The sequence below is a fragment of the Auritidibacter ignavus genome (assembly GCF_003703835.1).
In the GTDB taxonomy this organism is placed as follows: Bacteria; Actinomycetota; Actinomycetes; order Actinomycetales; family Micrococcaceae; genus Auritidibacter; species Auritidibacter ignavus.
Genome location: NZ_RDQR01000010.1, coordinates 1 through 26,435 on the forward strand (window position 1 = coordinate 1; position 26,435 = coordinate 26,435).

At 59.9% G+C, this 26,435-nt stretch carries 20 protein-coding genes; 7 read left to right on the forward strand and 13 right to left on the reverse strand.

Going from position 1 to position 26,435, the window contains the following annotated elements; all coding sequences use genetic code 11:
• On the forward strand, positions 1-200 hold a 200-nt coding region (locus DYI20_RS06450; RefSeq protein WP_136090121.1), incomplete at its 5' end, for a transposase.
• Positions 201-276: 76 nt separating this feature from the next.
• Positions 277-993: an MBL fold metallo-hydrolase gene (locus DYI20_RS06455; protein ID WP_122549142.1), complete on the forward strand. Its 717-nt coding sequence runs from the start codon at positions 277-279 to the stop codon at positions 991-993.
• Between the two features lie 54 nt (positions 994-1,047).
• On the opposite strand, the gene DYI20_RS06460 is transcribed toward DYI20_RS06455, so the two are convergent.
• Entirely contained in the window at positions 1,048-1,893 is an 846-nt protein-coding gene (locus DYI20_RS06460) for a methyltransferase domain-containing protein (RefSeq protein ID WP_122549143.1), read from the reverse strand.
• Positions 1,894-2,031: 138 nt separating this feature from the next.
• Here DYI20_RS06460 and DYI20_RS06465 point away from each other — a divergent pair, with 138 nt between their 5' ends.
• Together DYI20_RS06465 and DYI20_RS06470 are read left to right on the forward strand one after the other, a co-directional pair.
• Positions 2,032-4,668 (forward strand): DEAD/DEAH box helicase, encoded by a 2,637-nt coding sequence (locus tag DYI20_RS06465; RefSeq protein WP_122549166.1) that lies wholly within the window; start codon positions 2,032-2,034, stop codon positions 4,666-4,668.
• A gap of 24 nt (positions 4,669-4,692) precedes the next feature.
• Positions 4,693-6,042: an alpha/beta fold hydrolase gene (locus DYI20_RS06470; protein WP_244924667.1), complete on the forward strand. Its 1,350-nt coding sequence runs from the start codon at positions 4,693-4,695 to the stop codon at positions 6,040-6,042.
• 24 nt (positions 6,043-6,066) lie between these two features.
• Here the strand turns inward: DYI20_RS06470 and DYI20_RS06475 are convergent, their stop codons facing one another.
• The 4 genes from DYI20_RS06475 to coaE all read right to left on the reverse strand — a co-directional run bounded on the left by DYI20_RS06475 (position 6,067) and on the right by coaE (position 12,564).
• On the reverse strand, positions 6,067-7,404 hold the full coding sequence (locus tag DYI20_RS06475; RefSeq protein ID WP_122549144.1) for a TerC family protein: 1,338 nt from the start codon (positions 7,402-7,404) through the stop codon (positions 6,067-6,069).
• 172 nt (positions 7,405-7,576) lie between these two features.
• On the reverse strand, positions 7,577-9,721 hold the full coding sequence (uvrB, locus tag DYI20_RS06480) for an excinuclease ABC subunit UvrB (RefSeq protein ID WP_110098279.1): 2,145 nt from the start codon (positions 9,719-9,721) through the stop codon (positions 7,577-7,579).
• A gap of 82 nt (positions 9,722-9,803) precedes the next feature.
• Entirely contained in the window at positions 9,804-11,765 is a 1,962-nt protein-coding gene (locus tag DYI20_RS06485; protein WP_158524748.1) for an acyltransferase family protein, read from the reverse strand.
• 193 nt (positions 11,766-11,958) lie between these two features.
• On the reverse strand, positions 11,959-12,564 hold the full coding sequence (gene coaE, locus DYI20_RS06490; protein ID WP_122549146.1) for a dephospho-CoA kinase: 606 nt from the start codon (positions 12,562-12,564) through the stop codon (positions 11,959-11,961).
• A 64-nt stretch (positions 12,565-12,628) separates the two neighbouring features.
• Between coaE and DYI20_RS06495 the strand changes: the two genes are divergently transcribed.
• From DYI20_RS06495 to DYI20_RS06505, 3 genes are read left to right on the forward strand one after another with little or no spacing between them, the layout of a single operon-like run.
• Positions 12,629-13,312: an IMPACT family protein gene (locus DYI20_RS06495; RefSeq protein WP_110101043.1), complete on the forward strand. Its 684-nt coding sequence runs from the start codon at positions 12,629-12,631 to the stop codon at positions 13,310-13,312.
• Positions 13,309-14,451 carry a class I SAM-dependent methyltransferase gene (locus tag DYI20_RS06500; RefSeq protein WP_166769813.1) on the forward strand — a complete coding sequence of 381 codons (1,143 nt, stop codon included), beginning with the start codon at positions 13,309-13,311 and terminating at the stop codon, positions 14,449-14,451. Before DYI20_RS06495 ends, DYI20_RS06500 begins: the two co-directional genes overlap by 4 nt.
• A gap of 51 nt (positions 14,452-14,502) precedes the next feature.
• On the forward strand, positions 14,503-15,078 hold the full coding sequence (locus tag DYI20_RS06505; protein WP_166769814.1) for a phosphoribosylanthranilate isomerase: 576 nt from the start codon (positions 14,503-14,505) through the stop codon (positions 15,076-15,078).
• 123 nt (positions 15,079-15,201) lie between these two features.
• Here the strand turns inward: DYI20_RS06505 and rpsA are convergent, their stop codons facing one another.
• From rpsA to DYI20_RS06545, 8 genes are all read right to left on the reverse strand, one after another.
• Positions 15,202-16,668 (reverse strand): 30S ribosomal protein S1, encoded by a 1,467-nt coding sequence (rpsA, locus tag DYI20_RS06510; RefSeq protein ID WP_122549149.1) that lies wholly within the window; start codon positions 16,666-16,668, stop codon positions 15,202-15,204.
• A gap of 221 nt (positions 16,669-16,889) precedes the next feature.
• Positions 16,890-19,748 carry a DNA polymerase I gene (gene polA / locus DYI20_RS06515; protein ID WP_341770999.1) on the reverse strand — a complete coding sequence of 953 codons (2,859 nt, stop codon included), beginning with the start codon at positions 19,746-19,748 and terminating at the stop codon, positions 16,890-16,892.
• A 32-nt stretch (positions 19,749-19,780) separates the two neighbouring features.
• On the reverse strand, positions 19,781-20,143 hold the full coding sequence (locus tag DYI20_RS06520) for a cation:proton antiporter (RefSeq protein ID WP_122549151.1): 363 nt from the start codon (positions 20,141-20,143) through the stop codon (positions 19,781-19,783).
• Positions 20,143-20,421, reverse strand: coding sequence for an MrpF/PhaF family protein (locus DYI20_RS06525; protein ID WP_110098270.1), 279 nt, complete (start codon positions 20,419-20,421; stop codon positions 20,143-20,145). The genes DYI20_RS06520 and DYI20_RS06525 overlap by 1 nt, the downstream gene beginning before the upstream one ends.
• A gap of 6 nt (positions 20,422-20,427) precedes the next feature.
• Positions 20,428-20,934 (reverse strand): Na+/H+ antiporter subunit E, encoded by a 507-nt coding sequence (locus DYI20_RS06530; protein WP_208392071.1) that lies wholly within the window; start codon positions 20,932-20,934, stop codon positions 20,428-20,430.
• On the reverse strand, positions 20,931-22,598 hold the full coding sequence (locus DYI20_RS06535; protein ID WP_166769815.1) for a monovalent cation/H+ antiporter subunit D family protein: 1,668 nt from the start codon (positions 22,596-22,598) through the stop codon (positions 20,931-20,933). The genes DYI20_RS06530 and DYI20_RS06535 overlap by 4 nt, the downstream gene beginning before the upstream one ends.
• Positions 22,595-23,080 (reverse strand): sodium:proton antiporter, encoded by a 486-nt coding sequence (locus tag DYI20_RS06540; RefSeq protein WP_110098269.1) that lies wholly within the window; start codon positions 23,078-23,080, stop codon positions 22,595-22,597. The genes DYI20_RS06535 and DYI20_RS06540 overlap by 4 nt, the downstream gene beginning before the upstream one ends.
• Complete coding sequence (locus DYI20_RS06545; RefSeq protein ID WP_166769816.1) at positions 23,077-25,995, reverse strand: DUF4040 family protein; 2,919 nt, start codon at positions 25,993-25,995, stop codon at positions 23,077-23,079. The genes DYI20_RS06540 and DYI20_RS06545 overlap by 4 nt, the downstream gene beginning before the upstream one ends.
• Positions 25,996-26,435 lie beyond the last annotated feature (440 nt).

Below are 26,435 nucleotides of genomic sequence, written 5' to 3' on the forward strand. Positions count from 1 at the left end.
GGACGCTGAAGAAAAGGGCGGCAGACATCCTGGCCTACTTCGACCGCCCCGGAACCTCCAACGGACCCACCGAGGCCATCAACGGACGACTCGAACACCTGCGCGGATCCGCCCTGGGCTTCCGGAACCCAACCAACTACATCGCCAGGTCCTTGCTCGAGAGCGGAGGATTCAAGCCCCGTCTACACCCTCGATTGTGAAGAGCCGCTAATCCGGCCCTGAGCGCGTCGGTGCTGACCTGTACAGTCAGCCCACCCAGACCCTAAACTGAGCGCTATGCCCAGTCACGATACCTCGACCCAGCCCAGCAACCACCCCGCAGCCGGTGAGATTCGCGTGATCGCGGACCTGCCACAGGTCACCATCCGCAGCCGCTGGGTCTCCGAGATACGCAATAACGTCTACCTGCTGACCTCCAAGTGTTCCGGTACGCAAGTGCTTATCGATGCTGCTGACTTCCCCGAGGCCATTGACGAGCTACTGGAATCCGCCCGTGCCGATACCCCCTGTGAACCGCACGTGGCGGTCATTATTACCACCCACCAGCACTGGGACCACATCCGGGCGCTGGCCGCGGTGGCCGAGACCACCGGGGCACCGACCGCGGCCGGTGCTGCCGATGCCGAGGCCATTGCAGAAGCTACCGGCGTGGCTCCGACCGTGGTGCTCCACCACGGTGACACAGCCCAGTTCGACGGGATCAGCCTGGATGTGATTGGATTGCGCGGGCACACCCCGGGATCGGTAGCCCTGGCCTATCGAGCGGACGACGACGAGTCGCCGGTGATTTTCAGCGGTGATTCGCTCTTCCCTGGAGGTGTGGGCAATACGGACCAGGACCCCCAACGCTTCGCGCAACTGTTTGCCGATGTCACCGCGCGAGTGTTTGATCGCTATCCCGACGACACGGTGGTGTTGCCTGGACATGGCGATCACACCACCCTGGGCGCGGAGCGTCCGCACTTGGACGAGTGGAAACAACGCGGCTGGTAACCCGGCCCAGGACCGGGCTGAACCGGTGACGAGCGGTACTGGCGGTACCGATGGTTAGATGGTGTAGTCCAGCTCTTTATGGCCTACCACGAACACCCGGCGCATCGGGAAGATGGTGACCACGGTGCCATCCGGGCTGGTGTAGGGCGGGTAGTCGTGCAACATCCGCTCTCGGTATTCACTCAGATATGCGGCTTGCAGATTGGAGCCGTCGCGCTCATCAATCTCGGCAAGACCTTGGAGCACCGGACGCAGGGCGGCACCTTTTACCCAGTTGTAGACCGGTTCTTCCCCGGTCAGTACCTGGTGATAGGTCGTCTCCCACACATTGGGTCGGAATCCCCGACGGATCAGCGTGTGCGTGTATTCTCGCGGGGTGTAGATCGATTCGCCGGTGTAGGTCCGTTGGGAGGCTTCAGCATATTCGGGCCGATTCGCCAGCTCGGCAATCGTCCTGTGGGAGGGTGCCGAATAATTGCCGGGGACCTGCATCGCAAACCAGGCACCCGGTGACATCTGCCCCAACCAGCGGTCCATCAATTGCCGGTGGTTGGGTATCCACTGCAACATGGCATTGGAGACCACCACGTCCACCGAGGCATCGGGCTCCCACTGTTCGGCCTCGATGTGCTCAAACCGCAGGTTCGTGGGGGCCTGCGGGTCGTCCTGAAGGCTGAGGCGAGCTTCTTGAACCATTTCTCGGGAGGAATCCAGACCAATGACCTCCGCCTGCGGCCACCGTTGGGCCAGGGTGCGGGTCATGTTCCCGGGCCCGCATCCCATATCCACCACGGTGCGGGGTTGATCGGCGTAGATCGCAGCACTGAGATCATAGAAGGGACGGGCCCGGTGCCCGGCGAAGATAGCATACTGGCTAGGATCCCAGATGAAATTCTCCATACCTCTACCGTAGACCCGCGCAACGGTGGTGCCGATGGGGCACTGACACGCAAAGAAACAGATCGTTTCGGTGCCGGCTCTGCGGTGCCGGTCTACGGCCACTGAAGCGAGCGCGCAACTGCCGTAGAGTACGAGATGATGCTTTTGACTGACGTTCTTCCCGACCACCAAGACCGCACCGCCCAGGATCCGGCTGAGCTCTACGACCGTTTCACGCAGTGGGTCGGCTCCCGTGGCATCACGCTGTATCCGGCCCAGGACCAGGCGGTCACCGAGCTGTTGGAATCCAAGAACGTCATTATGGCCACCCCGACCGGATCTGGGAAGTCGATGGTGGCTTTGGCCACGCACTTTTTGTCGTTGGCCCACCACCAGGTGTCTTACTACACCGCACCGATCAAGGCGTTGGTCTCGGAAAAATTCTTCGACCTAGTGGATATTTTTGGGGCCGAGAACGTGGGAATGATTACCGGGGATGCTTCGGTGAATGCTCAGGCGCCGATTATTTGTTGCACCGCGGAAATTCTGGCGAATGTGGCCCTGCGGGAAGGCACCGGACTGGACATCGGCCAGGTGATCATGGACGAGTTCCACTACTACGCCGATCCGGCCCGTGGCTGGGCCTGGCAGGTCCCGCTGATTGAGCTCCCCCAGGCCCAGTTCTTGCTGATGAGCGCCACCTTGGGCGACACCACGCGGTTCGAACAGCGCCTCACCGAGGCAACCGGCAAGCCCACTGTGACCGTTACCGCCGCCACCCGGCCGATTCCGTTGCACTTTAGCTACTCCGAGCAGTCGGTGGTCCACCGGGCAGAACAGTTGGTGGCAGCCGATCAGGCACCGATCTATATTGTGCACTTCTCGCAACTGGACGCCGTTGAGCAGGCCAGCAATCTCTCCTCGCTGGCGGTCCTGAGCAAAGCAGCGCAAGCGCAACTGGCCGAACAGCTGGAGACCTTCCCCTTCCAGGCCGGGTTTGGCAAGACGCTGAAAAGGCTCCTCAAGGCCGGGATCGGAGTTCATCACGCCGGAATGTTGCCCAAGTATCGCCGGTTGGTTGAAAAGCTCGCTCAGCAGGGCACACTGAAAATCATCTGCGGTACCGACACGCTGGGTGTGGGTATTAACGTGCCGATTCGCACCGTGTTGATCACCGCGCTGAGTAAGTTTGATGGGCGCAAAACCCGGCACCTGAATGCTCGCGAATTTCACCAGATCGCCGGCCGGGCCGGACGTGCCGGTTTTGATACTGCCGGCTATGTGGTCGTTCAAGCACCCGAGCACGTCATCGAGAAACAGGCCGAGCAGGCCAAATTGGAACAGAAATTTGCCGGCATTAAAGATCCGCAGGAGCGAGCCCGGCGCATCAAACAGTCCAGCAAGTCCTCGGCAAAGAAAAAACCGCCGGAAGGTTTTGTGTCGTGGTCGGAAAAGACCTTCGACAAGCTAGTCGCTGCTGAGCCGGAGCCGATGGTCTCGCAGCTGCGGATCAACCACTCGATGGTGTTGAACCTGGTCGAACGAGTGGGGAACCCGGTCCGGCATGTGCGTCGGTTGATCACGCGCTCGGACGAGACCCCCGCTCGGCAGGCGCAATTACAGCGAGAGGCGATCGGCATCCTGCGCGAGCTACTGGCCACAGGCGTGCTGGTCAAGTCTGACACCCCGGACGAGTTTGGTCGTCAACTCGAGATCACGGTAGATCTGCAACCGGATTTTGCACTGAACCAGCCGCTGTCGCCATTTGCCTTGGCGGCGTTTGAGCTACTGGACCCGGACAGCCCCACGTATGCCCTGGATATGGTCTCTATCGTGGAGGCCACCCTGGATTCGCCACGACAGATTCTGTCTGCCCAGACCAAGAAGGCCAAGGACGAGAAGATGGCCGAAATGAAGGCCGAGGGGCTGGAGTATACCGAGCGGATGAACATCTTGGACCAAACCACCTACCCGCAACCGCTCGGTGAGCTTCTCGAGCAACAGTTCGCGATGTATGCGCAGGCAGCCCCCTGGCTGAAAGATTTTGAGCTGGAACCTAAGTCGGTGGTGCGCGACATGTACGAACGTGCGATGAGCTTTGGCGAGTTCGTCAGCTTTTACTCCTTGGCCCGCTCTGAAGGCGTGGTGTTGCGGTATCTGACCGATGCGGCGAAGGCCATGCGTCAGACTATCCCCCAGGATGTGCGCACTGCCGAGATCGACGTCATCCAGGACTGGCTGGATACCATGATCCGGTTCACCGATTCCTCGCTGTTAGAGGAATGGGAGGACCTGATTCCCGGCGATATCGACCAGGCGCGAGAAGAATATGAGAATCCTGAGCCTCCCAGCCCTCCGAAGCTCACCGAGCAGACCGGCGTGTTCCGGGTGATGATCCGCAATGCCATGTTTCGGCGGGTACAGCTCTTTGGGGCAGAGAAGGACGCGGAGCTGGAAGGGATGGATTATCTGCCTGAGGGCGCCATCCCGTTCACCAGCGATAATTGGGCCGACGCGCTGGATGATTTCTTCGCCGACTACGAGGACCTGGACGATACCGCCTCGGCACGGGACCCAAAGTTATTACGGATCAACACCGAGCCGCAGCTGGGCCCTGGCGAGTTGGACGATCTCGGGGCCAGCCCCGGTGATTACTGGAGTATTACGCAAGTGCTCGTGGATCCCGAGGCAAACTACGACTGGGCACTGAATGCTGTGGTGCATTTGGCGGCCTCCAACGAGCAGGGGGCCCCAGCGATCACGATGCTATCGGTGGGTGAACCAATCGAAGGCTAGCACATACAGTAAAGGAGTGATTCCGTGGAGTCCGTCTCGTCGATGAGCACCGGTGTGAACTCCAGTGAGTTCACCACCCGCCAGGATGGGTACCGGCAGCGCACCCACCGCGTGCAGGTTCCGGTTGATCACGACCAAGCAGGCGCAGCAACCGATCCTGAGATGCTGTGGGTCACCGCTCGCGAGTTTCGCCACCCCGACGATGACCCGGATTCCGAGATCAACGCCAAGCCGTGGTTGATTTACTTCCAGGGCGGACCCGGCTCCCCCGGACAACGGCCGGGCACCATCGGAGGATGGCTGGCCGAGGCACTGAAGACCTACCGGGTGATGATGCTCGACCAGCGTGGCACCGGTCTGTCCACCCCACTGAATCATCACACGTTGCGTGCCCGTGGGGATGCGACCGCGCAGGCGGACTACCTAACTCATTTCCGGGCACCGGATATTGTGGCCGATGCTGAAGCCCTCCGAACAGGTCTCGGCATCGAGCCGTGGGTCTCGCTCGGCCAGTCCTTTGGCGGATTCTGTACACTCAGCTACCTCAGCTTCGCCCCTGAGGGCTTGTGCGGTAGCTTAATCACCGGCGGTCTAGCCCCACTGTCTGGACCGGCCGACCGCGTCTATCGGGCCACCTACGCGCGGATGCGGGCCCGCAACCAGGAATACTTCGACCGTTACCCGGAGGATCTGAAGGTGTTGGCACGGGTGTATCAGCGGGTTCGTGCCGGCGGAATAGTCCTTCCCGATGGGTCGAAGCTCACCGTCCCTCGCGTGCAAACCCTAGGGATGATGCTGGGTGGCAATACCCGGGTTGACACCTTGCACTACGTGCTGGAGCAAGCGTTCATCCCGGGGACTGATCAGCTCAGCGATCACTTTCTGCACGCGGTATATGAGCAGGTATCCCGGGCCAGAAATCCGCTGTATCTGATCCTGCACGAAGCCATCTACGCTCAGCCGGATCAGGCCGCCGAGCCCACCAACTGGGCGGCCGAACGGATGCTGAGAGAGTATCCAGACTTCGATGCTGAGGTCACGCAGACCCCGTGGCTGACCGGTGAGATGTGCTACCGGTGGTATACCCGCACTGATCCGACGCTGATTCCGATCGCTGAGGCGACCGAATTGATTGCGCAACACACCGGGTGGGGCCGATTATACGACCTCGAGCAATTGGCAGCTAACCAGGTGCCGGTGGCTGCAGCGGTCTATCGTGACGATGTCTACGTCGATCGCGACCTGTCACTGGAGACCGCCGGACGGGTGGCCAAGCTACAGGTGTGGGAGACCGATGCCTACCATCATGACGGGATCGGCCAGGCGGGGGCGAAAATCTTCACCCGCCTGCAAACGATGATTCACGACCGGTAAGCACGGCGCCCGTCAGCCCGCTGGTTAGCGACGAGTCGAGTCTTGGCTTCGGGCACCCTCTTTCTCGGCGGAATCGTGTGAGTCCTCGATGTCGTCCGGCGGGTCAATAATCGAGCCGGACTCGTTGACCACCTGTTGTGAGACCGGGGCGGAACGGCCGGACCGTTGGACGTCTTCCAGTCGGGTCTCGTGGGCCTGACGGATAATGCTGGACCATTGGTCTTTATGTTCGATCAGCTCGTCTAGGTATTTATACTCGACCCGACGGGCCTTTTCAGTCCACTCATCCATTTTCGCAGCGGCCTTCTCGCGCTCTTGCTCTGCAGTGGAGTCATCCAGCTTGGAATACCGGAAGGAGAACTTCTCCGCATTCTGCAATGCGATCAGCGCCTTGCCCTTCTTCGAGGTCAACGAGGTGACAACCACAATGAGCAGGATGGCAATAATAACCACCAACGACATCTCGGTCGGAATTTCTTGAACCGGCACTGGTTCCCCACCGTTGATAAACGGCAAACTGTTCTCGTGGAGGGCGTGTAGCACCAGCTTGATACCGATGAAGCCGAGAATGGCTGCCAAACCGTATCCCAAGTACACCAGACGGTCCAGCAAGCCATCGATCAGGAAGTACAGCTGGCGCAAGCCCATCAGCGAGAAAGCGGTGGCGGCGAAGACGATATAGGGCTCCTGGGTGACACCATAGATCGCGGGGATCGAGTCGAAGGCGAAGAGCACATCGGTGGCACCGATCGCGATCATGACCAACAACATCGGGGTGATCATCAGCTTGCCACGTTCTTTAGTGAACAGTTTGTCCTGGCGATAATCGTGTGAGACCGGGAAAATCCGACGGGCGGTGCGCACCATAATGTTTTCGGCCTCATTGGACTTCTCGTCGGCCGAGGTCAATTCGCCCTTGAGTTGCTGGCCGGCCAGCAGAATCAGGAACAGACCGAAGACGTAGAACACATCCGACCAGGCGTTGATCACGGCTGCGCCGAGGAGGATGAAAATCGTCCGGGAGATCAGCGCGAAGGTAATACCGAACAACAGCACCTTTTGTTGGTACTCGCGCGGTACCTGGAAGTTGCTCATGATGATCATGAACACGAACAGGTTATCGATCGATAGTGACTTTTCAAGTAAGAACCCGGTGTAGTACTCCACGGCGTGGGAGGTATCGCCGAAGAGGAAAAATACCAGGCCAAACAGCAACGCCAGTCCAATGTAAATGGAGGACCAAATCGCGGCTTCTTTGATCGTGGGGGTATGGGCTTTCCGAGCGTGGGCAAAGTAGTCGAAAGCCAATAACCCCAGGATGATCGCAATGGTGACCAACCAGGTCACAAGGTTGATTTCCACAGGGAAGCTCCTTTGAGGATACGAGAATGAATCACAAGTCTCTCCCACTTGAGCTGATGGTCTCTGCTCAAGCCTCGCGCCCGGTTGAGAATGATCTCCACGTGCTGACGTTCGCGAGAAAGATCGGGATACTCCCCTGTTCGTGGACTACTGTAGCATCTCGACGATGATATTAGGCGTGTCCGGCTTGTTTCATCTGACGCAGTTCTTTTTTGAGCTCCGCTACCTCGTCGCGCAGGCGCGCGGCAAGTTCGAACTGCAGATCTGTGGCGGCCTGATGCATCTGCTGGGACATGTTGTCGATCAAGTCCTGCAGATCCTTGGCCGGAAGGGCAGCAATCTTCACGGCCTGCTGGCCCTCACGATCGGCCTGTTGGGATTTCTGTTCATCGGTGATCATCGAGGTGTAGCCACGGTGTCCCTCACCAAAATCAAAGCCGGCCTTGACCCCGCCCATGCCCGACAGGAAGTCTTCGGAGTCGGCATCCTCACGGGCCAGTTGGTCCGTAATGTCGGCAATGCGCTTACGCAACGGCTGCGGGTCGATACCGTGCTCGGTGTTATAAGCCTGCTGGATTTCACGACGACGGTTGGTTTCGTCGATAGCCTGTCGCATCGAGTCGGTGATTTTATCGGCGTACATATGCACCTGGCCGGAAACGTTGCGGGCGGCACGACCAATAGTCTGAATCAGCGAGGTGGTTGAGCGCAGGAATCCTTCCTTATCGGCGTCCAAGATTGACACCAGCGATACCTCGGGCAAATCCAAGCCTTCGCGCAAGAGGTTAATGCCGACCAGCACGTCGAACGTGCCCTTGCGTAGCTGGGTCATCAGCTCCACCCGTTTGAGCGTGTCGACATCGGAGTGCAGATACTGGACCTTGACCCCGTGCTCGATCAGGTATTCGGTCAGGTCTTCGGCCATACGCTTGGTCAGGGTAGTAACCAGCACGCGTTCGTCACGCTCGACCCGCTGGTTGATCTCGTCCATCAGGTCATCGATCTGGCCGTTGGTGGGCTTGACCACGACTTCGGGGTCGATGAGTCCGGTGGGTCGAATAATCTGTTCCACCACGCCGTCAGCTTGGGCCAGCTCGTAGGGGCCCGGGGTGGCCGACAGATAAATGGTTTGGCCGATGCGCTCGAGGAACTCATCCCATTTCAGTGGCCGGTTATCCAATGCTGAGGGCAACCGGAACCCGTGATCGACCAGGGTGCGTTTACGCGACATATCCCCTTCATACATTCCGCCAATTTGGGGCACGGTCACGTGGGATTCGTCGATGATCAACAAGAAGTCATCGGGGAAATAGTCGAGTAAACAGTGTGGAGCAGAGCCGGGACCACGGCCGTCAATATGGCGCGAGTAATTCTCAATCCCGTTGCAGTAGCCCATTTGCTGCATCATTTCGAGATCGTAGGTGGTGCGCATCCGCAACCGTTGGGCCTCGAGTAACTTATCTTGGGCCTCTAACTCTGCCAGTCGCACGCGCAATTCATCCTCGATGGACTCGATGGCCCGAGCCATCCGATCATCACCGGCCACGTAGTGGGAGGCCGGGAAGATGTACATCTCGTCTTCTTCCCGGATCACGTGACCAGTCAGCGGGTGCAGGGTCTGGATCGAGTCGATCTCATCGCCGAAGAATTCCACACGGACCGCAAGCTCTTCATACATCGGGATGATCTCTACGGTGTCGCCACGGACCCGGAAGGTGCCACGGTGGAAGTCGTGGTCATTGCGCACATACTGCATATTCACGAACTGACGCAACAATTCGTCCCGGTCCAGCTCTTGGCCCCGTTTGAGGGTGACCATCTGGCGGATATATTCCTCCGGGGTACCCAAACCGTAGATGCACGATACCGTAGAGACCACCACGGTGTCCCGGCGGGTGAGCAAAGCATTGGTGGCTGAGTGGCGGAGGCGTTCGACTTCCTCATTGATGGAGGAATCTTTTTCAATGAAGGTATCCGACTGCGGGACGTAGGCCTCGGGCTGGTAGTAGTCGTAGTAGGAAACGAAGTACTCGACCGCGTTGTGCGGAAGCAGGTCTCGCAATTCGTTGGCCAGCTGGGCGGCCAGAGTCTTGTTCTGGACCATCACCAGGGTGGGACGCTGAAGTTGTTCAATGGTCCAGGCCGCGGTCGCAGATTTACCGGTGCCGGTGGCCCCCATCAGCACCACGTCTTTTTCCCCGCCACTGACACGCTCAGCCAATTCGGCGATAGCACGTGGCTGATCGCCAGAGGGCTGATAGGGAGATTCCACCTTGAAGGGCGCAACTTGCCGGGTGATTTCTTGGGCCAGACTCATGCCTCTACCCTACTCTTCTCCCCCCGGTCTGCCACCGCAAAAGCCCGGTCGTCAGACCCAGAGCGAACGCGCCAGCAACCCGTTAGGAGACCTGCGGTTCTCCCGACTGAGCCCGGGCCAAGGCCTTCTCGACGGTCTGACTGTACAGCGCGCGTCCCTGCTGGTCCTTGGGGTGCACCGAGTCATCGGCCAGCAAGTCAAGGTGGTCCTGGATGGCGTTATTCCAGTCGGCCAGATAAATATCGTCGTGGTTCTTCACAGCTTCCCGGATGGCCCGGTTGGCCGGGTCGATCCAGGTTGCCCGAGACGGACCATAACCGGTCACCAACACCAGGCGCCGATCGGGACCGATGATCTCGCGAATGGTCTCGATCTGATCCTGGCTAATGACGGCGTTTGTGGCCAGCCCGACCACGACATAGGGTCGCAGTTTGCCCTCGGACTTCAACCGGTTCAAGATCTCCGGCGCAGACTGGATGGAGCGGGAAATCTCTGCATCGAGATAAATGCCGGGAAAATCCTGATTCAGGGTCTTTCCGGCAGCGACGAGCAGAGAATCACCGATCATCGTGATGTTCTCTCCAGTGACTTCTGGGCCGGGATGACCGACCGGTGAGGCGTGTTCGGTGGCAGTATCCTCAGCAGTTTCTGTAGCGGAGTCGCTGGGCGCAGCGGATGGGTCCTCGGCGGGTTGTTCCGAAGGTTGCTCCGAGGGCTGTTGGCCTGGTTCGTCCTGGGCTTCATCGTCGGACTCAGAGCCGATCACGAGGCGGTCTTGATCCCCGGCAGCTTGTTGCAGGGCTCGCTCGGCGCTGGATTGTTGTGGCGATACGGCAATGGCGGAACCCGCAACGATCAATACCCCGGCCAGACCCGCAATGGTTGCGACCTTGGCTACCGGCATCAGCTGCGTGATTTGCGCTACCAGCTGACGACACCAGGTCAAAAACCCGTGGGTGCGGATGGGGGTTTCAATGAAGCGGTAGGACAGCTCCGCGAAAACGATGCTGAGCACGATGATCGGCAGTGCTGCCAGCAGCGGGTTCATCGTCGGGCTGAGGTAGTACATCAGCACCCACAGCGGCCAGTGCCATAGGTAGATCCCGTAAGAGCGCACGCCCAACCACACCAGGACCGGGTTCTCCAGGATGGCGGTCAACGCCAGGGCCGGTTGAGACGGGGCCACATCGTTGAGCAGACTGCGGACTGTGATGGCCACGGCCACACTAATCGCAACCATCCCCCAGGGATACATCAGGGACTCGGGTAGGACCATCATCATCGTGATGGCAGCCAGCAATCCCAGCCAACCGCCCACGCCCCACAGGGTGGGATAGCGCGTAGGATTGATCGGCATCTTCAGAGCACCCGGGATCGCTAAGGCGATGCCGGCGCCCAACATCAGACCCCAGAGGTGTGTGTCGGTACCCATGTAGGCACGGGAGAGGTCAACCCCAGACAACCAGACATGGGCAACGATCGACGTCGCGGCAACAGCGAAGACGACGGCGAGTCGTCGGGACCGGGACCAAAAGACGAGCAACGCAACGATGAGGGGCCAGAAGACGTAGAACTGTTGCTCCACGGATAACGACCACATATTGGTGAACAGCAACGGGGAATTCTGTTCAAAATAGCTTGCACCATTGGCGATTTCGACCCAGTTATAGGTTCCGGTCAGTGCACCAACAAACTGGCGTGGCAAGGACACGAGTGCATCGCCGCCGACCGCCAGAGCCAGAGCGGAGGCACCGATCAGGGTAACGACCACGGCCGGCACCAGCCGACGGAAGCGACGCACCCAGAAACTCTTGAGCTCAAGCCGTCCGTGACGGTGTAGTTGCTGGAGCAACAGGGCGGTGATTAAGAAGCCGGAGACCACGAAAAACATATCCACACCGGCAAAGCCGGCTGGAGCCCACCCGGGAATGAGGTGATACACCAAGACGGCCATGGCGGCAATGGCCCGCAACCCATCAAAGCCACGCAACCGTGGGGGTCGTGCGGCGGTGTGGGAGCTCGTGTTGGTTCCATCGGCGGACACCGTCGTCGATGCCGGTCGCTCCGCTGTATATGACGCCATATTACGCATGCGCTTAGAATAGCTCTGAGATACCCGGCTCAGACCGGCAACACGACCGTGTTGCACAATTAAGATCTTTTCGCTACACCATGACCTACCGCTATCGAGCGGTTGGGCTCGACTGTCACTCCGCCCCTGTCAGACGTGGGTGAACTCACCGAGCGGAGTACAGCGACTGCCAGAGTTCGCTGACCTGTTGTTGTGTGTGTTCCAGCGATTGGGAATTGTCAATGACCCACGTGGCGATCTGGGTGCGTTGGGCGTCGGTGGCTTGGGACTCCATCCGGGCTTTGGCATCGGCAGGGTCCATCCCTCGATAGGTGGTGAGCCGCTCTAGTCGAGTCTGCTGATCACATGTCACCACGATCACTCCGTCGAAACGCTCCGCTTGCCCGGTTTCGGCCAGTAAGGGAATGTCTTCAATCAGCACGGTCTCCCCCGAGCCTTCCGCGGTGGCAGCCTCAATCTGGCGCAGGGTCTCAGCCCGGACCGCCGGATGGACGATCGAGTTGAGTGTTTGGCGTGCTTGGTCGTCGTTAAACACGATCGAGGCCAGGGCGTGACGGTCCAGCTGTCCGTGTTCGTCGAGAAGGTGCTCACCAAAATGCTCGACCACTTCCTGTAGCACCGGTTGACCAGGGGCCATCAGCGACCGGGCAATGGCGTCGGCGTCAATGATGACTGCGCCCAGCTCGGCCAGCATCTTCGCCACCGTCGATTTACCGGATCCAATTCCTCCGGTCAGGCCGAGGTGTGTCATCGAGGTCCTCCTGGATGGTGGGCGAGCTCGGGCTCAGCTGGCGAAACCGCCTAGACTGTCGACTATGCCCGATTCACAGTGCTCATCCTATCTGGTCCCCGCCGCCAGGCGCGAGACCGACGGAGTCCGGTTGGAGATCAAGAAATCTGAATTCATCGCCTATGTGCACCGGGTTGAGAGCGAGTCTGCTGCCCGTGAAGTGATCGAGCGAATCCGGAAGCACCACCACGGGGCTCGACATGTGTGTTCAGCCTTTATTCTGGGGCCGGATCGGACGGTACAACGCTGCTGTGATGATGGTGAACCGGCCGGAACCGCCGGGATCCCGATGCTGCAAGCCCTGTATAGTTTCACTCACCCTCAGTTCGACGGGTATCTATCCGACACGGTGGTGGCAGTGGTGCGATATTTTGGTGGGATTAAACTCGGTGCCGGTGGCCTAGTCCGTGCCTATACGGATGCCGTTGTCGCTGGGCTCGAGTCCACAGTGGTGCGACGTCGGGCGCGGGTGTTGTTGTATGAGGTTGCCGCACCGCACGCCGATGCCGGCCGGTGGGAGAACGAGTTGCGTGCAACCGGTGTCGAGGTGTTTGGGACCAATTATGGTGGCACCTCGGCCCACATTCAGCTCGGTATCCGCGACGAACGCGGTGCAGTGGAGAAACTCCAGACTGATCTGGCCACGATCACCTCGGGAGCTGCCCATCCGGTAGCAACCAGCACGCAATGGATGGATATCAGCTCATGACCGATCACCCTCAATCACGGACGCAGCGTGTTGCCACCGGTGTCGATCGACTCTTGCTCGACCAACTCGATGAGCTACTCGAGCAGTCACCGAGCTATCGGGATCTGCCCGTCGTGGTGGTGAACGAGACCGAGGGAACAGTGGCCGCGGAGCTGAGAAGCCGGGGCATGCCACTGCGCGTGGTGCAAGATTCGGCGCTACTCTTCGATCGGCTCAGGGCACAGGCCGATCTCGCCCACGAACCGTGGGATGATGTGGTGAGCCGCGAGATCCTCCAGGGTGCCGGCACGGTGCTGTATCGGTTGCCGCGCCCGTTGGAAGCGGTGGAGGAAACCGCATGGCATGTGGCCCGCTGGGCCAAGGAGACCGTAGTGTTACTCGCCGGGGCACGACAGAAAGATCTGCAACGGTCGGTTAATGACCGTTTGGGCCAATATTTTGGGCACGTTTCGGCCTCGCGCGGTGCGTATAAGGCCCGTGTTATTCGTGCCCGTGACCCACACCTCCCAGATGCGACACGCCAGACCCCACCACGGATCCCCCGGGTGAACACCGACCGGGTGCTTGACCACGAGCTGGCACTGCGCGCCTACGGGCTAACGTTTGGTGCCGCCCGGGTTGATCCGGGTACCCGGTTGATGCTGGAGACCATTTTGGGAACCGACCATGCTTTCCAGGATGCTATCCGAGGTGCGGGTACAGCCGTTGATCTGGGCAGTGGTAATGGCACGGTGGCTACCGTGCTGGGATTGGAGACCTCCATCCCGCAGATTATTGCCACCGATGATTCAGCTGCCGCTGTCTGTGCAACGCGCGCGACCCTGGTGGCGAACGGGTTGGACAATAACAGTCGCTTCGCGGTCTACCACCAGCCCGATACGAAGCAACTTGCTGATGCGTCGGTTGATCTGGTGGTGTTGAATCCACCCTTCCATCACGGGTCCTCGGCGGTGACCCGGCAGATTGCACTCGACCTGTTTGTCGCAGCGGGCAGGGTGCTGACCGCGAACGGCTTATTGGTGGCCGTATGGAATTCGGGGCTACAGTATCGTCCGCATCTGGAACGTCTGGTGGGCCCGACGACACAGTTGGCGCGGACCAAATCCTTTACGGTGACTATCTCTGAAGTCACCGGCTAGGCCAGCCAGGCTATTCTCATGATAAGCGCAAGAGAGGAAAGGCACCCATCAATGTTCATCAAAGTGTGCGGAGTGACCCGGGCGGAGCATGTCGAATGGGCAGCTGAGCTCGGCTACGATGCGGTGGGTTTCATGTGTGTTCGGAACTCACCTCGGTATGTCCCGGTTGAGCAACTGGCTGATCTCGCGCGGGTAGCCCGGAACAGGATTCGGACGATGGCAGTGGGGATGACCTTTACCGAGGTGGAACAGGCTCTCGATCTTGTCGATGCCGTCCAACTCTATGAGTATGATCCTCGGCCGGCACACTTGGCTGTGGCCTCAGCTGAAGCCCCCACCCGTGCCGATGCCCACCCTAATGTCGAGTATTGGTTCTACGACATCAGCCACGGCACCGGGTCCTTTACCGCTCCCCCAGATTGGATTCACGAGGCCAGGGTTCCGGTGGTGTTAGCCGGTGGGCTCCATCCCGAGAACGTCGCCGAGGTGGTCCGAAATTACCATCCGGCGGGGCTCGACGTCTCCAGCGGGGTGGAGAAGGAACGAGGGGTCAAGGATCGGCACCTGATGGAAGCATTCATCCGCCGTGCTCGGCAGGCTCAGACCACCCCGTCGTCTGAGGCCTAGCGTATGTCATCGTAGCGATGGTAGCCATCATCAAAACAGTGGGCCCGAGGGAAGTTTCCCTCGGGCCCACTGTTCTCGACAGTTCGTCTCAGTCAGCGGCTCGACGAACTGGACAGGCAATGTTTAGTGGCCGGTAAGCTTCTCACGCAGAGCAGCCAGCGCTTCATCGGACGCCAGGGTACCGGCGTCATCAGCATCGGAGTGCTCTTCTTCGGAAGAATACGAAGCCTGGCCGGTGTCGACCGGTCCAGCCGCGGCAGCTTCGGCACTGTCGGCCAGGTGGCGAGCAACCTGTTCCTTGTGAGCTTCCCAGCGGGCCTGAGCATCGGCGTAGTCCTGCTCCCAAGCAGCACGTTGCTCTTCGTAGCCTTCCATCCACTCGTTGGACTCGGGGTCGAAGCCGTCGGGGTACTTGTAGTTGCCTTCTTCGTCGTAGTCGGCGGCCATACCGTACAGGGCCGGGTCGAACTCGGTGCCTTCGGGGTCAACGCCCTCATTGGCCTGCTTCAGCGACAGCGAGATGCGACGGCGCTCCAGGTCGATGTCGATGACCTTGACGTAGACGATTTCGCCGACGGAGACAATCTGCTCGGCGGTATCGATGTGACGGTGTGCCAATTCGGAGATGTGCACCAGACCTTCGATGCCGTCTTCGACGCGGACGAAAGCACCGAACGGTACCAGCTTGGTGACCTTACCGGGCACGATCTGACCCAGAGCGTGGGTACGGGCGAACAGCTGCCACGGATCTTCCTGAGTGGCCTTCAACGACAAGGAGACGCGTTCACGGTCCATGTCGACATCGAGGACCTCAACGGTGACTTCCTGACCCACTTCGACAACCTCAGAGGGGTGGTCAATGTGCTTCCAGGACAGCTCGGAAACATGAACCAGACCGTCGACGCCACCCAGGTCCACGAAAGCACCGAAGTTGACGATCGAGGAGACCACACCGTTGCGGACCTGACCCTTCTGCAAAGCCTGCAGGAAGTTCGAACGAGCCTCGGACTGGGTCTGCTCCAGCCAGGCACGACGGGACAGCACCACGTTGTTGCGGTTCTTATCCAATTCGATGATCTTAGCTTCCAGCTGCTGACCGATGTAGGGGGCCAGGTCGCGAACGCGACGCATTTCAACCAGGGAGGCCGGCAGGAAGCCACGCAGCCCGATGTCGAGGATCAGGCCACCCTTGACCACCTCGATGACGGTACCGGTGACCACACCGTCTTCGTCCTTGATCTTCTCGATGTCGCCCCAAGCCCGCTCGTACTGAGCACGCTTCTTGGACAGAATGAGACGGCCTTCTTTATCTTCCTTGGTCAGCACCAGGGCTTCAATGGAGTCGCCCACCGCCACGACATCGTCGGGATCAACGTCATTCTTGATGGACAGTTCGCGAGACGGGATCACACCCTCGGTCTTGTAGCCGATATCGAGCAGGACCTCGTCGCGGTCGACTTTGACGACGGTGCCAGCCACCAGGTCGCCATCGTTAAAGTATTTGATGGTCTCATCGACGGCATTGAGGAAATCGTCTTCCGTTCCAATGTCGTTGACGGCAACCTGTGGGGCATTGGTAGTAGTGGTCATGTAGTAGGGACTCCGAATGGATATGGTTTATTAACTAATGGTCTTTGGATGTTGAGAACGACCTCGCTATCGTGAAGACGCCTCAGCGTCGGTGCGGGGAAATCTCAGCAGAGCGCCGGCATGCCGGCGCACCTGATAATCTTACGGCATGACGTTGTCAAGGTCAATGTGACAACACGATCAATTCCGCAGTATTGCGCGGAACATGACGTGCTCTGCACTTAGTGGGCTGCTTGCTGCCAGGTGCGTCCGCGTCCGACTTGCACATCCAGGGGCACCGAGAGCTCGGCGGCCTGCGACATTTCTTCAACCAGAATTGTTTCGGCCCGTTCCCGTTCTGATTCTGGGACCTCGAGAATCAGTTCGTCGTGGACCTGCAACAGCATCCGCGTGTTCATCGATTCCTCGCGGAGTCGCCGGGCGACACCGAGCATCGCGACCTTGATCAGATCCGCGGCCGAGCCCTGAATCGGGGCATTCAGCGCCGCGCGTTCTGCCATATCCCGCAATTGGCGATTATCGGACTGCAAGTCTGGCAGATAGCGACGTCGCCCCATCATCGTGGAGGTATAGCCGTCGTTGCGGGCTTCTTTGACCACCCCACGCAGGTATTTTTGCACGGAGCCGAAGCGCTGGAAGTAGGAACTCATCAGCTCACGGGCCTCATCAACCGGAATTCTGAGCTGTTTGGATAGCCCGAAAGAACTCAGACCGTAGGCCAGACCGTAGGACATCGCTTTGACCTTGTCACGCATCGCAGTGGTCACCTCTGCGGGACGGACATCAAAGACCTGGGAGCCGACGAACCGGTGGAGGTCCTCACCCTCCTGATAAGCCTGGATCAATCCGGCATCCTCGGACAAGTGGGCCATGATGCGCATTTCGATCTGCGAATAATCCGCTGTCAGCAGTGTGGTGGGTTCATCGCATCCGGGAATGGTCCCGGCCTGGAAAATGTCGCGAATACGTCGACCGGTTTCAGTGCGGACCGGAATATTCTGCAGGTTCGGGTTCAGGCTCGACAGTCGCCCCGTCGCCGCCGCGGTCTGAGAGTAGGTGGTGTGGATGCGCTGATCGGTAGCCACCGAATCGAGCAGACCCTGCACGGTTTGTTTCAATTTGGTGGCATCTCGATAGGCCATCAGGTTGTGCAGAAAGGGGTGATCGGTCTTGTCCAGCAGATCATTGAGGGATTCGGCATCAGTGGAGTGCCCGGTTTTCGTTTTACGAGTCTTGGGTAGATTCAACCGGTCGAAGAGCACGGTTTGAAGCTGTTTGGGCGAGCCCAGGTTCACCGGGTCACCGTCGATGGATTCCCGTGCTCGGTCTTCGGCGGCCTGAGCCTGATCACTAAAGACTTCCAGGAGCTCGTGGAGCTTATTGGTATCGACCGCAACCCCGGTTTCTTCCATCACGGCCAGCACTCGGGAGAGCGGAATTTCCACCTCGGTGACCAGCTGATGCGCATCGCGGGCGATCAGCTCGGGGTACATGACTTCGTGGAGTCGGATCAGCATCGACGCGGCCTGACCCAGATAGGTCTGCATTTCCTGGCTCAGTGCTGGCTCGTGAGTCTCCCCCAGATCGAGCTCACCCTGTTTATTCACCGGTGCTGTTTTGGGCACCTCGAGCGTGGTGTTCAGATACGTCTGCGCTAGCGCTGGCAGATCGTAACCGCGACGGTCCGGCTGGAGCACGTATCCGCAGAGCAGGATGTCGTCGACGACCTCGGCAATGTGGTGGAGGTCTTGGTCCTCGTTCAAGGACTGCGTGAGCACCTCGGTGGCGCCACCGGCTTTGATCAGTGTTTTTAGGTCGTAGACCACTTTTTGGTAGGAGCCCGAGAGTAAGAAATCGTTGACTTCGGCGATCAGCTCGGTGTCAGTAGACCCGGAAAGCTCGATCACACCGGCCTGGTCTTCAGTGGCGATAGAGACTGCGGCCACGGTGCCGTAGTCGCCAGGGGCCGGGATTTTGCGTCGGGTGATGACCTCCGGGGCGGTGATCTGGGCGAAAACCCCGAGCGAAGAGCCACCATGGGTGGAGAGAAAATCCCGTAGCTGGGCTGCCTGGGTGATCAGCTCGATGGTGACCTCCACCGAGGCCTGAGCTGAGGAGCCTTCGAGGCCGAGACGTTCATTGAAGACATCGAAAACCCGTTCGCGCACGCGGTTGAATTCCAGGGAATCGAATAAATCGTTGATGTGGTCGTGATCCGGTGCAGACAGCGCGGTGGCTTCGAGCTGAACGGGAAGGTCTAGGTCGCGTACCAGCGCGTTGAGTTTGCGGTTACGGATCACATCGTCGAGGTGCTCGCGTAGCGCTTGGCCTTTTTTCCCCTTGATCTGGTCAGCGTTTTCGATCACGCCCTGCAGATCTCCGTATTGTTTCAACCATTTGGAAGCGAAACCGGCGCCAACACCGGGGACACCGGGGAGATTATCGGCTTTTTCCCCGACTAGGGCCGCCAGCTCGGGGTATTGTGCTGGAGTAACCCCGTATTTATCCAGCACCGTTTGGGTGGTCATCGGTGGGATTTCGGAGACACCCTTGGTCGGATACAACACCGCGGTGGTCTCCGAGATCAGCTGGAAGGCGTCCCGGTCGCCGGAGACCACCACGGTGGTCCAACCGGCTTGCTCGGCTTGCGCCGAGAAGGTTGCCACAATGTCGTCGGCTTCGTAGCCGTCGACGGTGATCGCCGGAATGTTCAGGGCCTCGAGGACTTTACCGATCAGATCAATCTGGCCGGAGAATTCCTCGGGAGTTTCTTGCCGACCGGCCTTGTATTCACCGTATTCTTCCGAACGGAAGGTCGGGGTGGAGACGTCGAAGGCGACCGCGACGTGGGTGGGTTGTTGCTCGCGAATCATCGACAGCAACATGGTCAAGAATCCATACACCGCATTCGTGTGTTGCCCGGTGGTTGTGGCGAAGTTCTCTGCCGGTAGCGCGTAGAAGGCCCGAAACGCCATGGAGTGGCCATCGATGACCAACAGCCGAGAGTTCTGCTGGGAGCGCTCCGGGGACGTCACGGCGGAATCCGATGCGGTGGTGCGGGATCTTTGTTGCTCAATCACAGCTTCCATCCTATCGGTGGGGCGCCGGGTTCTCAGCGGGTTTCCACACTCTCCCCGGTGACGTCGTCTTCGTCCAGCTCGTCAAAGTAGCCGGGGTCCATCCGTACGCCGGTCAGATAACTGGAGCGAGCAATGGCCATCGTGCCGATCGCGGAGGTACCCAGTTGCATGAAGATAATCAGGATGACCTTGAGCGTGTCAACCACGGTGGGTTGGACCAGCAGGCAGCCGACGACCACCAGGATCATGCCCAGTCCCCCGGCGGTACCGACGGCGGAGACGCGCATGAAGGGGTCGGTAAACCGCACCAGGCCCAGGGCTGCGGTGGCAAAAACCAGGGCCCCGAGCACGACGAAGACCTGGCCGAGAACGAAAGAGAAGGTGGTGATATCCATTAGCGTTGCCCCCTGGTGAGTGCTCGACCCAGCGAGATGGCGGAGAGGAATCCGATCACCGAGGCTACCAGCACAATATCGAAGGTGAACTGACCGCCGAGTCGAACCCCAAAGATCGCGATCAGTCCGGCCACACCGAACATCAGCAAATCCCCGGCGATGGCACGGTCCGCTTCGGTCGGTCCTTTCAACATGCGCCAGGTGGCCACCAGGGTCGAGACGATCAGTAGCGCAAAGGCGATGTCAAGACCGAGGAAATCGAGATTGATCAGGTCCATGATTGGTTACCTCCCGTCCTGTTCGGCCTCGGTGTCTTCGGCGAGGGCGCGCTCTCCAGCCTGAACTTCGGGATCGAAGAGTTCTTTGTAGAGTTCCGGGCCCGATCTCGGGTGTTCGGGTCGGGGGTGATCGAAACCTTCGGGACGTTTGGCGCGGAGCATATGTTCTTCCATATCCCAGGACCCCTCGCGAATGGCGTCCGCATCTCCGTCGTAGAGCGAGTGCACGTAGATCCAGCGCACCCCGTGGACGTCAATGGTGGTCCCCAGCGTCAGGGTTCCGGGGGTGATGGTAATCATCGAGGACAGCAATGTGACTTCGAGTTCGGATTCGCACCGGGTCGGCACCCGGGCGATCCCAGAGTGGGCGTTGAGTCCGGGCGTGAGGTTATCGGCAATCACCGCCCAGTTGGCGACGATCACTTCTTTGATGTACCACACCAACACGCAGATGAACCGGAAGGGCCAGCTGAAGTAGTCACCCACGCTGGCAGAACGTCGGGTCGTGATCATCCGTTCATCACCGCCTCGAGATAGTTGCTGGTATCGAGCAGGCCTTCGGCGGCCATTCCTGACAGGGTCAGTAGCAGCTGTGCGCCCAGGCCCAAGCAGATGGTGAGTCCAGCGAGCACGATCGCTGGTAGCGACAGGTTCCAGCTAATGCGTTTTTTGGGCACGGTCGACCGGTCGGATTCGATAATGGTCATCGACTGTGTGAGAGTCTGGAACTGTGATTCGGAGGCCATATGGGCCAGTTGGGGGGTCCGCGAGTTCGGATCAGAGTAGGCCGAAGCGGTTGAGGCAATAATACGGGTCGCCGAGGGGGTGTTACGCGATTTCGACTTGGTCCGCTGGGCGGATTTTTCCCAGAACATCCCCGACCAGATCTTCAGCATCGATAGCAGCGTAACCAACGAGACCACCACCATCACGACGACCGCGGCGATTTCGTCGGCTTCGACCGCTCCAAGGATCAGCAAGAACTTCGCCATAAATCCGGAGAACGGTGGGATCCCGGCCAATGACAGGGCAGCCACCAAGAAGGCTCCAGCCACCCAGGGTTCGGTACGTACGATTCCGCCCAGTGCACCGATCACACCGGTGCCGTAGCGGACTTCCACGGCCCCGGTAGACAGGAACAGGCTGGCTTTGACGATCATGTGGTGCAACAGGTAGAAGATGCCGGCGGTCAGCCCCAATTCGGTGAACAATGCGACGCCGAGCAGGATGTAACCAATCTGGGAAACCATGTGGAAGGCCAAAATGGTGCGGGTGGTCTTCTCCCCTACCGCCCCGAGCACGCCGATGACCATAGTGAGGCAGAACAGCAATACTCCGACCCACAGAAAGCGGGTGTCGCCGTCGAAAATCACCGCGTACAGCCGGTAAATCGCATAGATGGCGACCTTGGTGTGTAGTCCGGAGAACAGCGCGGTGATCGCCGGTGAGGTGGCCGGGTAGGACCGGGCCAACCAGCCGTGCAGCGGGACGATGGCAGCTTTAATACCCAGCGCCAACAAACACACCGACGCGGCCATGGCCACCGTCCGGTCGGAGGACCCCAGGCTGGCCAGCACACCGATGTTCACGCTCCCGGCGGTGCCGTAGAGGAAACCCACACCGATCATGTACAGCGTGGAGGTGAACAGGTTCAAGGTGACGTATAACCGGGCACCGTGAACGCGACGGGCCGGGGTCTGTCGGTTGGCCGAGAGGACATACAACCCATAAGACGGCAGAAGCATGACCTCAAGGAACACGAAGAGGTTGAACAAATCCGCGGTGAGAAATGCACCGTTGACGCCGGATCCCAGGATCAACACCAGGGGGGCAAAGAACATGGAGTTGGCCGCATAGGAGGCCAGCGCGAACCAGGTACAACAAACCGTCAGGATGCTGGTGACCGTCAGCATCAGGGCCGAAAACATATCGGCCACAAACGGAATGCCGACACCATAGGGCCATAACCCCACCGAGTGGCCCAGCGCATCCGGGTGATCGGGGTGGGCAAAGTAGGCCACCAAGTAGACCGAGAAGGCCAGGATCACGAGCTGGGTGATCATCATCACCCAGGCGTGTAGTTTCAGCCGGTTACCGACCACCGCCAGGGCCCCGCCGACCAGTAGTGGAACCGCGACCATCATCGGCAACAGCATCTCCAGCACGTTTTGGCTCATTTCTCGCCTCCTGTGGGACGCTGTGTGCCGGCCTGCTGGGACTGCTCAGCGGCTTGTTGGGCCGAGCGGGCTTGGTCGTTGGCCTCTTCCTGGGCGTGCAAGACTTCCAAGGTGTGAGTGGCCGTGCCCGGGATGGTGGCGTCAGAGACCGCCTCTGCTGTGGTGTCCAGAGTCTCGGTGCGACCGGCAGTACGGTCACCTCGGTCACCGGTGACCGCGAGGACGAGCATGAATACCGTGATGGAGAAGGCAATCACGATCGCGGTGAGCACCATGGCTTGAGGCAAAGGGTCGGCGGCCAGTTCGGGGTCAACCTCGCCGAAGGGCTCGTGACGTCGGGACGCGCCACCGGCAGCCATCAGCACCAAGTTTCCGGCGTGGCCAAGCAGGATGAAGCCCAGAATGATGCGCAACATTTCTCGTTTGGTGAACAGGTACACGGCCCCTGCCACAAGGAGGCCAACGGTTAGTGCCAGGGTCATCGTTTCACCTGCCGATCGTGTGAGGGGTTTGCATCAGTGTCTGGTTGCCGGGACCGCGATTCAGTCCGGATCCGCTGTGAGGGGAGCACTCCGGTGGTCGGGTGGGGGTCCGGGGGTGGAGGTAATTGTTGTCCCAGAGCGCCGTCATCGCGGGGTTGATCCATACCCAACAGGTTGAAAGCCATGAGGATCAAGCCCAGCACCGCCAAGTAGACCCCCAGATCGAAGATCAGCGCGGTGTTGAGGTGCAGGCCAAATACATCGGCGTGTAGTGGGGTGAGGAAGGATCCTTCGAGCATGCCCCAGATACCGGTGAGCACACCGACGACCACGCCGGTACCGATCAGCGTGATATAAGGCCAGCGCACAGGAGCGCGTTGATCGGAGGAAGCGACCAGGTACAGCAACGAGAACCCGGCCCCGGCCAGTAGCGCGGCAATGAATCCGCCGCCGGGTTCGTTATGGCCACGGACCAGCGTGACCAGGGAGAGCACCATCATCACCGGGACGGCGATCTTGGTGAAGCTGCGCAGATACGCCAGATTCACGTGAGGGTGCGACAGTGGCGAGGTGCTAGAGGCTGCTGATTGCAACACCGGGTCGGGCTTGCGTGAGGCCAACAGTGCCGCCACGCCGATACCGGCCACACCGAGTACCGTGAGCTCGCCCAGGGTGTCTAGCGCACGGAATTCGACGAGGATGGTATTGACGATATTGTCGCCGCCGGTGATCTCAGTGGCTTCGGTGGCGTAATAGGATCCCACATCAGACAGTTCGCGTCGGCCGGTCAGGGCAAAGACGCCAAGGAAGGCGGCGCCACCAGCGCCCAGGGCCGCGATGGCGGCCGGTAGGGCCTGGCGCAGCGAGGTCGTAGAGAATCGTTGGGGCAACCGTTTGAGCAGTAGCACCATGACCACCACGGTGAGGATCTCGATCAGCAGCTGGGTCAGGGCAACATCGACCGAGCCCAGGTTGAAGAACCACAGCGTGGTGGTGAAGCCGACCACGCCAACAACCACCAGGGCTGAAATGCGGGTTTGGGTTCTGATGGTAGCGAATACACCGACCCCGGTCAGCAACACCAGTGCCCAGTCCAGGGGCAGATCGAGACCATCGACTTGGTCGGGTAGGTGGCCCGGGAGTGTGAAAAGTCCGATGACGGCCAGGGCAATGACTGCCACAGCGGGCACGATCAGGTGGCGTCCTGGGTTTTGTCCGGAGGTCCAGGCACCCACACGGGCACCGAAGTCTATGAGTCCTTCACGCAGGGCTTCGACCACGCCGAGTCCGGAAACGGGAATCCCGCGCGGAACCAGGAATGCTTCGATCTCTGGCATCTTCCAGACCGCGATCACACCGCCGATGATGACCAGCACGGATAGCCCCAGGGCGGGGGTGAACCCGTGCCAGAGCGCAGAGTGGACTTCGGTGTAGCTGCCGACGGCCTCGGAGACAGCAGCGGTGGCGAGTTGATCGGTGAGCCCGGGAGCCAGCCCGAGGACGACGCCGGCCAGCGAGACGATCATCGGGAAGATCCAGAAGGTGATCTTGCCATCTTTAACGGTGCGGATATCGGCCGAGGAGCCCCGCGGGGTGTTCAGCCAGCCACGGGGTGAACGGTAGTTACCGAAGGCGCCCCAGACCAGTCGGCCCGAGTAAGCGAAGGTGCAGATGGCTGCCACGACGATTGCCACGGTCAGGGCCACGTGTAATTCGCCGGGGAGGTTTGTTTCGATCAGTGCGTCGAACAGGGTTTCTTTGGACACGAACCCGAACAGCGGTGGCAGACCGGCCATGGAGGCGGCAGCGACGGTGAGCACGGTGAGAGTGGCCGGCATGTTCACATCGCGGGAGGCCAGCATGCGCATATCGCGGGTGCCGGCTTGGTGGTCGATGATGCCAACGGAGAGGAATAAAGCGGATTTAAACAGGGCGTGGGCCATGGTGTGTAGCACCGCGGCGGTGATCGCCAGTGGGGTGCCGACACCGATAAGCATCACCAGATAGCCCAGCTGGGACATGGTGGAGTAGGCCAACAGTTCTTTCAGGTCGTACCGACGCAGGGCGCCGAAAGCACCGAACAGACACGTGATGGTTCCCAGCAACACCAGCAACAGGGTCCACAGTCCATGCCCGGCCAGTGCTGGCGAGAACAGCAACAGGAGATAGACCCCCGCCTTGACCATCGCGGCCGCGTGCAGGTAAGCAGACACCGGGGAGATGGCCACCATGGAGTCGGGCAACCAGGCTTGGAAGGGGAACTGCGCAGATTTGGTCAGTGCTGCCATCGCCAGCAGTACCACCACGCTGGTGGTGATGCCGGGACGGGTCCAGATCTCGGAGGCTAATACCTCGGTGATCACGGTGGTTCCGGCCGCTACGGTCATCACACACACCGCAGCCAGCAGGCACAGTCCTCCGGCCACGGTGACCAGTAATGTGCGGATGGCCGGCTGGTGGGCATGCGGGCCGGAGCGGGCGATGAGGAAGAAGGAACAGAAGGTGGTGCCTTCCCAGGCGATGTAGAAGACCAGCAGGTCGTTGGACAGTACCAACACCAGCATGGCCAGCGCGAAGGCTGACATCGTCAGATAGAAGGAGACGAGTTTTGTTGAGCCCAAATACCGTGGCGAGTAGAACAGCACTCCGGCCCCGATGAGCAACACCAGCAGAGAGAACAGCAGGGAGAGACCGTTGAGTCGGAGGTGGAAGCCGATTTCGAGCAGGCCCGGGATCCAGGGATAATACTCGATCACCTCACCGCCGGGACTGATGATGTAGGCGCTCATCAACAGGACGGCGGCCGCCAGCAGCGGCAGGCATAATACCCATCCGGCGTTGCGACCGAGCCATTGCGATAATGGGCCGGCGCTGATCACGCCAAGAAGGACCAGGATGACGGAGGCCAGAAGCACGAAGGAAGTTACCTTTATCGTTGGGGGCAGGGATGAGAAAACCTGCAGGAACCGGAATGGTCCGGGCCCCGCAGCGGGGATGGCCATCGGTCTACGTGGGCGGTAACCCGGACAGCATTTGACCCCACTGGGTGATGTGCCCGTTCGTCCCGGAATGCAAAAGCACCCAACGAATAGGAAGGAACCCGGGATGGGAGCGGCCGTACTGAGCTGGCTGTGGCATGACTCCCCCTCCGAGTATCAGACTGTGTGTTGGTGTGACGTGTGGGTGCCAGTGATGGTCATTCCGATGATCTATTTTAAACCAGGTGACCTGGAACCTCCAGGTAACCAGCAACATCATCCTTCCCTGCTTGCAGGAGACAGTCAAACACAGGCTGGCCCCGTGTCGGGGTGATGTCATAAGCACCGATGTAGCACGGGTAGGGTGCGGTGGTAAA